Source organism: Candidatus Enterovibrio escicola, assembly GCF_002464935.1.
GTDB classification, from domain to species: Bacteria; Pseudomonadota; Gammaproteobacteria; order Enterobacterales; family Vibrionaceae; genus Enterovibrio; species Enterovibrio escicola.
The window spans coordinates 247,820-261,220 of the sequence record NZ_NBYY01000009.1 but is presented as its reverse complement, the minus strand read 5'-3'; the positions used below and the strand labels follow the sequence as shown (position 1 = coordinate 261,220).

General features: G+C 40.1%; 9 protein-coding genes and 3 pseudogenes. 4 read left to right on the top strand and 8 right to left on the bottom strand.

The features are described from left to right. Positions 1–14 precede the first annotated feature (14 nt). The 6 genes and pseudogenes from rpsP to BTN49_RS02800 form a co-directional block, all read right to left on the bottom strand. On the bottom strand, positions 15–263 hold the full coding sequence (gene rpsP, locus BTN49_RS02820) for a 30S ribosomal protein S16 (RefSeq protein ID WP_097355921.1): 249 nt from the start codon (positions 261–263) through the stop codon (positions 15–17). A gap of 869 nt (positions 264–1,132) precedes the next feature. After that, a complete protein-coding gene (gene ffh / locus BTN49_RS02815) occupies positions 1,133–2,500 on the bottom strand; it encodes a signal recognition particle protein (RefSeq protein ID WP_097355920.1) in 1,368 nt (455 codons plus the stop codon). 307 nt (positions 2,501–2,807) lie between these two features. Continuing rightward, positions 2,808–2,900, bottom strand: a complete 93-nt coding sequence (locus tag BTN49_RS20135; protein WP_394336630.1) for an IS1 family transposase — start codon at positions 2,898–2,900, stop codon at positions 2,808–2,810. Between the two features lie 188 nt (positions 2,901–3,088). Further along, on the bottom strand, positions 3,089–3,271 hold the full coding sequence (locus BTN49_RS20130) for a hypothetical protein (RefSeq protein WP_394336623.1): 183 nt from the start codon (positions 3,269–3,271) through the stop codon (positions 3,089–3,091). A gap of 789 nt (positions 3,272–4,060) precedes the next feature. Further along, on the bottom strand, positions 4,061–4,858 hold the full coding sequence (locus BTN49_RS02805; RefSeq protein ID WP_097355919.1) for a cytochrome C assembly family protein: 798 nt from the start codon (positions 4,856–4,858) through the stop codon (positions 4,061–4,063). Between the two features lie 535 nt (positions 4,859–5,393). After that, a pseudogene (locus BTN49_RS02800) lies at positions 5,394–6,358 on the bottom strand (IS5 family transposase). Positions 6,359–6,539: 181 nt separating this feature from the next. On the opposite strand from BTN49_RS02800, the gene BTN49_RS20125 reads away from it, so the two are divergent. Further along, positions 6,540–6,635: a DDE-type integrase/transposase/recombinase gene (locus BTN49_RS20125; protein WP_146679048.1), complete on the top strand. Its 96-nt coding sequence runs from the start codon at positions 6,540–6,542 to the stop codon at positions 6,633–6,635. 1,212 nt (positions 6,636–7,847) lie between these two features. Further along, positions 7,848–10,061 carry a GTP diphosphokinase gene (gene relA, locus BTN49_RS02795; protein ID WP_097355918.1) on the top strand — a complete coding sequence of 738 codons (2,214 nt, stop codon included), beginning with the start codon at positions 7,848–7,850 and terminating at the stop codon, positions 10,059–10,061. Positions 10,062–10,558: 497 nt separating this feature from the next. Here relA and BTN49_RS20120 read toward each other — a convergent pair. Both BTN49_RS20120 and BTN49_RS02785 read right to left on the bottom strand, forming a co-directional pair. Next, positions 10,559–10,636: pseudogene (locus BTN49_RS20120) on the bottom strand (transposase); the annotation flags it as partial. 30 nt (positions 10,637–10,666) lie between these two features. After that, positions 10,667–10,849: a transposase gene (locus tag BTN49_RS02785; RefSeq protein WP_223823996.1), complete on the bottom strand. Its 183-nt coding sequence runs from the start codon at positions 10,847–10,849 to the stop codon at positions 10,667–10,669. Between the two features lie 200 nt (positions 10,850–11,049). Between BTN49_RS02785 and BTN49_RS17140 the strand changes: the two are divergent. Both BTN49_RS17140 and BTN49_RS02770 read left to right on the top strand, forming a co-directional pair. Next, positions 11,050–11,427: pseudogene (locus BTN49_RS17140) on the top strand (transposase). Positions 11,428–11,689: 262 nt separating this feature from the next. Next, the gene (locus BTN49_RS02770; protein WP_097355914.1) at positions 11,690–13,327 is read left to right on the top strand and encodes a CTP synthase; all 1,638 of its coding nucleotides are present in this window, start codon (positions 11,690–11,692) and stop codon (positions 13,325–13,327) included. Positions 13,328–13,401: the final 74 nt, after the last annotated feature.

Sequence of the window (13,401 nt, the reverse complement as noted above, 5' to 3'; positions counted from 1 at the left end):
ATTGCATCCATCAATCATGCTGCTTTTGTGGCATCTTTGATAAGTTTGGCTGCACGGTCAGAAACGGTTGCACCGTGGCCAATCCAATGGTGGACACGACCCAGATCAAGACGCAGCTTTTCTTCTTGACCCTGTGCAATTGGATTGAAGAATCCCACTTTCTCGATGAAACGCCCGTTACGTGCGCTACGACTATCCGTAACAACAATTTGGTAAAATGGACGCTTTTTAGCGCCATGACGTGCCAAACGAATGGTGACCATACCGTCCTCTTTTGCAGTACTAAATAAAAGATAGGCTTTGTGAAAATACAAAGCTATTATGTTCTAGGAGAAACCTACCTCATTCTACGCTTTCTTTTACCCAATGCAACTGTTTTACATATAACCCCGCTGACAGGAAAAGAATTGAATTATCACTAATAAGCCAAATGTTAATGGTTTTTGAGAGAGTGCGTATACGTATATAGAGAGGGACAGATTTAAGAACGGTCACGGATGAAGATATTACCTTTACTCAAGCAAGAATTAATCATCGGACATAAGAAATGTTTAGGGTTTATATAATCTGCCGTTCTTTTTAAAGAAATAGCATTAGTAGCTTGATTGGAAACTGTTTGACTTCAGGCTTGAATTCAGATATCTCCTTTGTATAACTAACCTCAGAATCTGTATAACTACGGCTTCTTCAAACTGGGTGACTTATTAAGCTAGGCATATTGAATACATGATTGGTTATTATTCCCTTTGCCGAAACGATACCGCCTTAAACGTTGATGATAAGGTGAATTTTAAAGCCATAGAACCCTCCTATCCGTTCCCTTACTTCATTTTAGCCACTCCATCAAACAGGCGACGTTGTGGAATACATAAATTATTACCTACCTGTAGTTCAGTTATATCAACAATGTCCTTAGAATCCGGTATTTGCTCATGCAGGAAAACCTGACAGAAATCGTCGATATCAGTGATAGTGATAAGAGTGTCTAACTTATTCAGAATAAGGTCATTGTTTAACTGATGATCTAATCTAAACGATCAGATCGCGACTTGGGTATTTAGTTTATTTCTTATGCGTAAATCATGTTAACTACTAAATTACCGAGAATTTTAGGTGACTTTGATATTAAGTCTTAGCGGGGGAACATTTTGCCACCACTATCCACCATATTTTTCATATTGCGTATCATATTTTTCATGCCACCCTTTTGCATTTTCTTCATTATCTTCTGCATTTGATTGAATTGTTTGAGCAAGCGGTTAATATCTTGTACCTGTGTACCTGAACCTGCAGCGATACGTTTCTTACGTGAAACTTTAAGTAAATCTGGTCGTATACGCTCTTTCGGCGTCATAGAGTTTATGATTGCTTCCACCTGGACAATCAGTTTGTCGTTAACCTGATTTTTTACATCATTGCTCAAATTAGACAAGCTTGGAAGCTTTTCTAACATCCCAATAATACCACCCATGTTCTTCATTTGTTGAAGTTGGTTATGATAATCTTGAAGATCAAAACTTTTTTTTTCTTTAAATTTCTTCGCCAATTGTTCTGATTTGTCTTTATTGACATTCCGTTCTAAATCTTCGATAAGTGACAATACGTCACCCATACCTAAGATACGACTTGCAATACGATCAGGGTAGAAAGGTTCTAACGCACCTATTTTCTCCCCTACACCTAAGAACTTAATTGGTTTTCCTGTCAAATAACGTACAGATAACGCGGCGCCACCACGTGCATCACCATCAACTTTGGTCAGTATTACCCCTGTCAGCGGTAACACATCATTAAATGCTTTTGCTGTGTTCGCAGCGTCTTGACCGGTCATGGCGTCAACCACAAATAAAGTTTCAGTCGGATTAATCGCCGCGTGAATGTGTCTTATTTCGTCCATCATCGTTGCGTCGACATGTAGTCGACCTGCAGTATCTACAATGACAACGTCATAAAATTTCAGTTTGCCATGCGCCAGTGCAGCGTTGGCAATATCAATCGGGTTTTGATCCACTGAAGACGAGAAAAAATCAATGCCAACTTCTGTTGCCAGCATTTCCAACTGCTTAATCGCAGCAGGTCGATAAACGTCAACTGACACCACCAGTACTTTTTTTTTGTGACGCTCTTTGAGCATTTTTCCTAGCTTACCAACACTAGTTGTTTTACCTACACCTTGCAAGCCCGCCATCAGGATGACGGCGGGTGGTTGAGATGTCAAATCCAACTCAGCATTAGATTCGCCCATCAGAACTTCAAGTTCAAACTGAACAATTTTAATAAATTCCTGACCTGGAGTCAGGTTTTTCGATATTTCTAAGCCTACTGAACTCTCTTTAATACGCTTTACTACTTCACGTACAACAGGGAGGGCAACGTCTGCTTCCAGCAACGCCATGCGGACTTCGCGTAAAGTATCCTTAATATTATCTTCAGTGAGACGACCACGATTCCTGATATTATTCAGTGTTCGGGATAAACGATCAGTTAAGTTTTCAAACATACCCAACTCACTTTATGTATGGCTGTGTCACTACTTTTAAACGTGCAAATTAAGTGACGGTAAACAAGAAATCATGGATGATACTACTGTATAAATACGTCCCTCTGATATAATGGACATATCAATAGTTTTTAAGACTCACTGCAGTTGGTGAGTGTTTACTCATCCTAAAGAACGCGTACCTTCTTATCTAACCACACTCCATCTTGACGTGCAACAAGAAGGGTCATGTATTCAATAAGTTGATTATGGTTTAAAGGTAATACTTACATTCAATGAATATCCCGATCACTTTAGTCGTATATTTTTAGTCGTATATTTCCGTTGATTTTGAGTATCCAATCATTTTCCAGTTGAGTCGTTTTAAGCGTATACGGAGGGTTAAATTTTTGCTCTCAATGTGTTATGTATGGAGCTTGCCAACAATGTGTTTATTCTCGGGAAGAAATATCGTACACATTGAAACCGTCTGTGCACGAAAATGCAACATTGAATATGGATAATAGATTGAAAATAAAATTAAAATTTGTTCTTTCTAGACACCAGAATGCGTGAGTAAAAATTTTTTAATTGAGGTTCCCAAGCATACTAAAGCCAGCGAGGGGTATTTTTGTTACCTACGAAAGACCATTGCTCATCTACTTCGCAGATAAGCCCTGTATGTATATTCAAACTGGAAAGTTCGGCAACATGCTTGGCAACGATAACATAGGTATCCACCAAGCTAGATGCCATGCTTTTAAACAGTTTTTTTGCGAGTAAAAACCACATTTAACGTCAACGATAGCTATAATCATTACCCTGTAAAAGAAGGTATTTTACACGTAAGATGAACCTATTGAATACATGACCTGCGGGTACTGTAGTGGAAACGTTTATTTAAATTGTAAATTTCACCTTTTATGACTTCAACATCCTCACGTCAGATAACGGTATAGAGTTCGCCGATCATGAGAAGGTTTCTGAAATTAAAAACGCTGATTTCTCTTTTGCCAGACTTTATTGGTTAAGTCATCGGTGGCTGAATAAGCATATCAATGATCTGATAAGGTGATTTTTACCAAAAAATACCTGAACGAGGGCAGTAATTAGGGAAATTGACAAAATAAAACATATCCTCAACACACGTGGGAGAGTGAGTCTTTAGTATCATTCTCCTAACGTTGTTTTTTAGAGTATTTGATGGTAGCTTAAGATATCGTACCTGTGCATTTCACCTGACGGACAGTGTTTGCTAGCTTGCGATTATTTGTTGATAGTTCTTGAGAAATTTCAGGGTAATAGGCACCCTTATTAAGGTATCTTTTCGGCTATCGGTAAACTGAAAAACGATGGCATTCGATTGTCTTTACGATATCGTAGATTGAAATTTCACGTTCTAAAATGGCTGCACTTTGTTATCTTCATCCCATGGCCAACTATTGATAATAATGGAAGTACTAATTTATTTCCTTGGAGAGAAAGGCGTACTTCTTTTTGTAGTTTTATTTCTCTTCTACGCAGACCATAAGTGTTCCAGTTATTATCTGAATTTAGGATCAACATATTACGTGACGTTGGTCATTCAGTAATAATTACTTCGCGTACAAATTGACTGTCAAAATAGGCGAGGGTCAAAAAGAAGGCACCAATGATACTGAACCAGATGACAGGTCGGCCACGCCAACCCAATCGGTAGTGTCCCCACAGTAGAACTCCATATATGATCCATGCTATTGCGGACAGTACTGCTTTGTGAAGTTTTCCTTGTGCTATCATGTCGTTGACGAACACGAAGCCAGTCATTAGTGTAAGTGTTAGTAGGATCTCCCCGATCATGATAATATTGAAAAGCTGTTGTTCAACAACCATGAGAGGCGGAAGATTTTGGTTCATGATTATTTTCTTTTTGCTTTTGAGTTGATGATCCAACCAAGCCAAGTGAATGGCATACAGAGCGGCAAGCATCAATGTTGAATAAGAAAAAAGCGCCGAAGAGACATGCACTAACACCTTAGGATGTGCTTCCAAGTGTGTGATAACCGTACTAGATAATAAGGTGGCTGCAATCAAATTTATAGCGGAAAAGCTATACACTACAGGGAGTAATACCCACACACGTAACTTGAACATTAATCCCGTCGTGATTGTGGCGATGATTAAACTGATGAAAGATGCGATGTTAAGGATATTGAGGTTTTGACCGCTACCAGACAAAATAAGATCTGTTAAAAGGCAGGTATGGAGTGTAAGTGCACCTAAGGCACGAAGAAAGACAGACCGTACGGGGATCTGGTGAGGGCTCGACAATCCTGAAATGATCTTAAAAATAGCAATAAAATAGAGCAGGCTGGCAATAAGTGCTATAAGAATATCCATGTTTCCTTCAGTAACTTCGCATGAAGAATGATACGATTATTATACGTTGAGGAACCAAGAGTTGCTATTGAGAGGCTCATTATCTTTGGGATATATCCGAGGCAAGATCACAAACGTTTTTTAATCGGTAAATGATCAGTCTAACAATCAGAACTAGGTATTGTCTTACTACCCCCCTTTTACGGAGTAATACAGTGGAAATCAACACCTTCACCTACATTTTACGATCTTCGAAGAACCGCGTTAATTAGCTAAGATTAGCTATCCATTATTTGATGTATTATTCCTCATAATTTGCGCCGTTATTACAGGCTGAGAGGGTTAGGCAGAAATTTAAGCCTTTGGTGTTAGCCGAACTAATTGGTTAAAAAGGCTTATTTACTGATGGTTTACTTGTGTACGACACTATCGCTCGTATTGTATTATGTACCTAACCGTGCCAATTATAACACTGTTTTGTCAATTGGATGAGTTCTATTTCAAATACATTTGATGGTGCAGTTATTGCGATATACCAATATAACGGCGTTGTTGATTAAATCAGGCATATAACGCACTGATCCCGATCTTCTTTACAATCTTGATTTGTCTGCTGGCGAACAGGTATACCGAGTCTTACTGACTTTGTTCATTGCCTTCACATTTGCCAGTGCTTCACCAACTTGAGAATGATAATCACGAAGAGTGAGTTTAGGACTGAGCAACTGCTTATAGCGAAACATTGCTGTCTCTACTAATGATCGTTTGTGATAACCCATGTCCTTTGTCTACTCCGCCAGTTTGTCATCTTTTAACGCCTTTACAGCTTCATTTCTAGGATATGCTTCTTCTCAGTAACTCGCGTTGCTTCGCGGTGGAATAGTAGACTTTATTCCTTTGTTTTTTAGTACGTGGTGACATGCTCTTGTGTCTAAACTCCGTCAGCACTGACTTGCTGTATCTTTACGTCGTAATGGGTTAAGCAATGTGGGTAAAATCTCATTGTCACCCACTGACACTAGGCTAACTTCGGTGGCTATAACTTCATGAGTAAACATATCAACCGTGAGATGAAGTTTGCACCAGAGATGCCGCTTATCCTTCCCGTATTTACGCGTTTTCCATTCGACTTCGCCGTATACCTTTAGCCCTATGGCATCAATAACAACATGTGCGACGGCTCCTTTACTAGGCAAATGGTACTTAACTTTTACGGTTTTTGAACGCATTACTAATGCAAGTGTATGTAGGGGATTTTGGCGTGACATGCATCAACGTAAGAACCAAATTGAGAAAACCTTCAGATCCACGAAGTGGGAGCGTTAAAATACCTTTCACCATCAGTGCTCTTTCAATCGCGGTATCTGAAAATATAAACCCACGTCCACGATGACCGTAATGCTTTAGAAAAGGCTATGCCTTAATGGTAGCTTCGTTTATCCAGAAAGTGACTGAGCCACGGTTTACTAGTGCTTTATTATATTGTTACCAATTGCCAATCTTGTGCTTGGTTTTTTCCAGCATCATCTCCCGCTTAACTCCATGATGATCTGATCTTAAAAATTGCGATTAGTTCAGATATTTTGGAAATAACAGCATCAATACTGATCACTCAACCAGCAATCTGTGCGTTATTAAATATACGCCTTTGCGGGAACAGTAGGCTCATCAAGTAAAAAAGCCTATCGCTTCTTTATGACGGATGGATGCGACATATATCAACGTCAAAGATCAGTGGAAGTATTATTATCTGGTTGTTGATACATTCGGTAATGTCATTGATTCTCTACTGTGCTAACACCGTGATGAGAAAGTGGTTCGCGTCTTTTTCAACAAGGCAATATGCCATAACAGTTTATCTGAAAAGTTGGTGACTTATAAGAGTGCTGCCCATGTGTGAGCACTGCATAATATCAATATTCAACTCAGATTTACGGGGAGGATTGCTCAACTTGATTGAAGGACTTCAAGTTAAGTATTTGACTAACCTAGTCGAGTAAAGCTACCAGAAACTCAAAGGTAATATGCATCAGTGCCTAGGAAGGGAGTAAAATGAAGGAGCCACAGCTACATTCGCTGGTATAAAAATGTGGTTGATGATTAAAAATAGACAGCTCAACAACCCAGAGGGTTGATCTGTTTGGGAGGATCTCTACGCGCTTGCAGCCAGATTGCATCTAAAAATTAGTACGTTTCTACTTCTGCATAATTTTGTGATAAAACCGATTAACGTACTATGGGGAGGTCTCTCATTCTTAAGAGAGATAAATAGTATTCAGGTTGTTGGTGTGTATGGTGAAAATACGGCATGATGAGAATTTACTGAGTATTCATGTGATTGCCAAGAAGTTTTTATTGACCTTATGTCTATAGCTATGTGATTAAGAAATACAACGTCTAGTCTATTTGATGACATGCTATGTGATCAGTTTTATGGATTTACATGGGTATTTAAGTCGAAAGACTTCACTGAAGTGACTACTGATATCTCCATTAATAGGGAGGCATCATCATTGAATTTACAGGTGCTAACGTCGAAGGCTAGGCCTGCTTTGTGGTTTTGGTAACTGTACTTTTCCTTTTGAAAAACAGGTGGTGTTGAAGGTATGGATGCCATGATATAGATCATCCTGATAATACCGTATTAAATGCGATTCCCAATGAAACCTTCTATATATGTGAACGTTTAAACTGCTGCTGCGAGCACCACATAGGGTTAGTGAATAGATGGCAAAATTTTTCGCGGTCTCGCACTCACGGGTGCTTTAGAGGTTATACCGTATATGGCAGAATTAGGTGCTGAGTGCGTGGTATAGGTTTCTTATAACCCTGTGACACTTGCATGTGACCGTCAAGTACAGTTAGAAAAGGTGATTAACTGGTTAGGTTGAGTGTGTACCCACACAGGGTACTTAGAATCAATGGCGTTGTTAATAAATGCTATATAGTGAGTCATCGTTGGTGGTTGAGCTGATTACCAACCAGAGCTAAGAGAGAACAGGATAGTGAAATGGTTGCAATACGTGGCTCACATCTAAATGACAATGCAGATTTTACACTTGAGATCTGGGTGGCAGTACTTGACCAAGGGCCAGTAATTTCTCAGGTGTTGATTGACGTCTATCATCATTGCTTGACATTGGGCGATGATACGTCACGGGTGCAACCCCTTTGTCGTGGCCGTGAAATGGTAGAAATTCTTGTCACGTTGAGTATGGACAAGGAAACATTACAGGCAGCCTTGCTCTTTCCTATGGTAGAGGATGGGTTACTGGATCGTCTCACATTGACGGAAGTTTATGGTAATACTATTGCCAGATTGGTCTGTGGGGTTGAGGAAATGGCGGCAATTCACCACTTCAATGCTACAACAAAAGAAGCGGTACCTTATGCGCAAGTGGATAACGTCCGTCGTATGTTGTTGTCAATGGTGGCTGATTTCCGTTGTGTGGTAATCAAGCTAGCAGAGCGAATTAGCCATCTACGTGAAGTAAAGAATAAATCAGATGAAATTCGACAGTCTGTCGCTAAAGAGTGTACCAACATTTATGCACCACTGGCAAATCGCCTGGGTATTGGGCAGTTAAAATGGGAAATTGAAGATTACGCATTTCGTTATCAGCATTCTGCTACTTACAAGAAAATTGCCAAGAAATTGGCTGCACGTCGTATTGAGAGAATGCAATATATTGATAAGTTTGTGGTAGACCTACAAGAAGCAATGGCGTCATCTAGCATTAATGCTCAAGTGGATGGCAGACCTAAGCATATTTATAGTATCTGGTTAAAAATGCAGGAAAAAAACCTCGAATTTGAAGAACTCTTTGATGTGCGTGCAATTCGCATTATCACTGATCACCTGCAAGATTGTTATGCCGCACTTGGTATAGTGCACACTAAATATCGTCACCTCCCTAAAGAATTTGACGACTATGTTGCCAATCCTAAACCGAATGGTTATCAATCCATTCACACGGTAGTATTGGGGCCGAAAAACCAAACCGTCGAAATTCAAATACGTACTAGGCACATGCATGATGAAGCAGAGCTTGGAGTAGCTGCACACTGGAAGTATAAAGAAGGGAGCTCTATTGGTCGGAGAGGTTATGATGAGAAGATTACTTGGCTTCGTAAACTGCTTGCATGGCAAAAGGAAGTGTCGGATTCTGGTACAATACTTGATGAACTTCATAGTCAGGTGCTTGATGATCGTATCTACGTTTTTACCCCACGCGGTGATGTGGTGGATTTACCCACAGGTGCTACGCCACTAGATTTTGCTTATTATATCCACTCAGAAGTTGGGCACCGTTGTATCGGTGCAAAAGTAGGAGGGCGTATTGTACCGTTCATGTATCATCTGAGCATGGGTGATCAGGTTGAAATTATCACTCAAAAAGAGCCTAACCCATCTCGTGATTGGCTCAATCCAAACCTAGGTTTTGTCACGTCGGGTCGTGCGCGTGCCAAAATCAATGCGTGGTTCCGCAAGCAAGCATACGAAAAAAATGTTGTTGCAGGTAAAGAAATCCTAGATATGGAACTGGTGAAAATCAGTGCAGTGAGTAAAGATGTAACGTTGGCCATGAAACGTTTCAATGTGAACAGCATTGATGAAATTTATGCGGGTGTTGGTAGCGGTGATCTGCGGATAAACCAAGTAGTTAATTACATAAATTCTTTGCTTAACAAACCGACAAAAGCAGAAGAAGATCAGCAACTCCGCCAAAGATTAGAGCAAACAGATACGACATTCATACCGAAAAAACCCCGTCGAGATGTAGTTGTGGTGAAAGGCGTGGATAATTTAATGATCCACCTTGCGCGTTGTTGCCAACCTATACCTAGAGATGCCATTGAAGGTTACGTGACACAGGGTCGAGGTATCTCGGTACATCGTGCGGACTGTGATCAGCTATCAAAGCTCCGTCATCATGCATCTGAACGTATTATCGAGACAGTATGGGGGAGGGGATATATTGGTAGTTACCAGATCTGTGTGCGTGTATCTGCTACAGAGCGAAATGGGTTGATTAAAGATCTCAATACAGTACTGACCAATGAGAGAGTTAAAGTATCGGGTATGCGAACTCGTATTGATTACAAAAAAGAAATTTGTATCATGGATTTTGATTTGGAATTGAGTGATCTTGAGGTGCTCAGTCGGGTGATTAGTCGATTACAGCAAGTTAAAGAGGTGCATGGAGTGAAACGTCTTCACTGATTCGTGGGATCACGAACCGAGGTAAAATAGAAGTTTTTTGAAAACATAAATCGCGTTCTGTATATGTATTATTTAAAGTATAACGAGTATTATTTTTGTTGTAATAAGAACAGGAAGAAACGGCGAGATTCCGAAATGGTTATCCGTAGGATAAAAAATAAACTGTTAATTCTGTCATTTAGTGTATCATCAAATAAATGTACTGGACGCACTAAGTTATGATGACAAATCGTTGATTTATAACAGGATCTTTTTGTTTATTAGTGTCGAAGCTAGAGATTAAATCGTTTGAATCCAAGCATCAGTTTCAATAAGGACTTTAGCAAAAATAATGTAGACACTGTTTTCATAGTCATGTATTCAATGAGTTTATTTCAGTCTAGAAAATGGATTTTTTCATAGTTAACCTCAGATCTACATCAGTGCTTGTTTATCAAACCTAGTCATCTTGATGCGAGGTTTGATAAACAAGCACTGATGTAGATCTGAGGTTAATTAAGGTGTAATTTAAAGCCATAGAACCACCTCATCGTTCCTTTTCCTCGCTTCTCGGTACCCTTTAAAACCTGATGTCTGAGAACGCTTACTAGCTTACTAATATAGGTTTATTTAGGGGATTTCATAGGGACATTCATCAACGTAAGAACTAAATGGAGAAAGCCTTTTAATCTACGAAGTGGGAGTTTAAACATACCTTTCACCATCAGTGCCGTTTCAATCGCAATATCCGAAAATATAAACCCACGGCCACGATGACCGTGATGTTTTATATAAGGCCATGCCTTAATAGCAGTGACGTATATCTAAAAAAATCACTAAGCCTTGGTTTACTAATGTTTAATTACATTGTTTCCAGTTGCTGATCTTGTGCTTGGCCTTTCATATTATAACTTCCTGTTTAATTCCATGATGATCTAATCGTAGACATTGCAATTAGTTTAGATATTTATGAAACAACGCCATTTCACGGCATTGAGTGTTGGAGGGGATGGTTAAACGAGGTAAGGAGCCGATGGGAGGGTTCTATGACTTTAAACTTCACCTTATCATCAATGACCAAGGTGGTATGATTTGGATTTCGATAAAGGTAACAACAACCAATGTTGATGACAGAAAATTCGTGCATGATATGACCGATCATCTTTGGGGGTCACACTCTGAAGATAAAAAATATATATCTGGTTCCCTTGAGAGCATACTCACCAAGAAATAGGTTAGTCTTATTACGAATAAACGGAGGAACAGGAAACAAAAGGTGATGAAGTTTTGGGACCGCTTTATGTTGAGAAAACGTTTTATCATCGAGACAATCTTTGATCAGTTAAAAACAGGTGCCAAATCGAGCATTCTCGAAACCGAAGTGTAGTAAACCTTATTGTCCACCTTATTGCTTATACGTTCTAACCAAAGAAACCTAGCATTGAAATTACTTGGATTTTTTAAATTCTAGATTATTTTTATACAGATCTTAGGTTAATAATTCGTCGTAAATTGCTTAATTTCTTACGACAAGGAATGTTATTCTGTGGGGGGTAGTTTTCACGTTGCGGAAAGTTTCTGGCTCTGGTAACATTTTAGCCCGTCTAGATTCCTAATTATTCCCTCTAAATCCAACTCTTAGGTTTAGCATGACGACAAATTATATTTTTGTTACTGGCGGGGTGGTTTCCTCCCTAGGTAAGGGTATTGCAGCTGCGTCACTAGCGGCAATCTTAGAAGCACGTGGTCTGAACGTAACCCTGATGAAACTGGATCCTTATATCAACGTGGATCCAGGTACAATGAGCCCAACCCAACACGGCGAAGTATTCGTTACAGAAGACGGTGCAGAAACGGATCTTGACTTGGGTCACTATGAGCGTTTTATCCGCACAAAAATGACGAGGCGTAATAATTTTACTTCTGGTCGCATATACGCTGACGTACTGAGGAAAGAGCGACGTGGCGATTATCTGGGTGCGACCATTCAGGTTATTCCTCATATCACCAACTCCATTAAAGAACGTGTTATCGCAGGATCTGTAAGCTATGACATTGCTATTGTTGAGGTTGGTGGCACAGTAGGTGACATTGAATCCTTGCCGTTCCTTGAAGCATTACGCCAACTGGCAGTAGAGGTTGGCCGTGAGCGCGTGATGTTCGTGCATCTGACTCTGGTCCCCTACCTTGCAGTGGCAGGTGAAGTAAAAACCAAACCTACCCAACACTCTGTTAAAGAGTTGCTGTCTATCGGTATCCAGCCAGATATTCTTATTTGTCGAAGCGATCGTGTCATCCCTGAAAATGAACGAGCTAAGATTGCCCTTTTCTGTAGCGTACAAGAAAAAGCAGTTATTTCGTTGAAGGATGTGGATTCTATCTATAAAATTCCTTCACTTCTCCGTGCGCAGGGTCTTGATGATCTAGTGTGTGACCGATTCAGTATCGACGCGTCCGTGGCAGACCTTTCTGAGTGGGAACAAGTTATTTATGAAGAAGCCAACCCAACGGGTGAAGTGGTCATTGGTATGGTTGGAAAATACATTCAACTGCCAGACGCCTACAAGTCGGTTAGTGAAGCATTGAAACACGGTGGCTTGAAAACACGTTTAACGGTGAAGATCAAGTATATTGATTCTCAAGACGTAGAAACCAAAGGCGATGAGACTTTGAAAGGTCTAGATGCGATTCTCGTACCTGGTGGCTTTGGTGATCGTGGTGTTGAAGGCAAAATTATGGCTGCTAAATATGCACGTGAAAATAACGTCCCTTACCTAGGGATCTGTCTTGGTATGCAAGTTGCCGTGATTGAATACGCGCGCAACGTGGTTGCCATGGTAAATGCGAACTCAACCGAGTTCGATAAAGAAAGCAAGTTTCCTGTTGTGGGTTTGATCACGGAGTGGGTTGATGGAGAAGGTAACGTTGAGGAGCGTACAAAAAAGTCAGATTTTGGTGGCACCATGCGCCTTGGCGCGCAACTATGCCATCTGAAGGAAGGGACAAAGGCTCGTGAATTATATGGTAATGCGACTATTTATGAGCGTCATCGTCACCGTTATGAAGTGAACAATGTGCTACGTTCAAAACTTGAAGATGCTGGTTTGGTTGTCTCTGGATTATCAGCAGATAAACAGTTAGTAGAAATTATTGAAAACCCTAATCATCCATGGTTTGTGGCTTGTCAGTTCCACCCTGAATTCACCTCAACACCTCGTGACGGGCATCCACTATTTTCTGGATTTGTAGCTGCGGCTGGTAGAAATCAACCTGGAGGCTGCAACTGAATAAAGAGCAATTATGACGATTGTGTAGTCTCTTATATACTTTATAACCAATTGATATATTAAAGGAAACATTA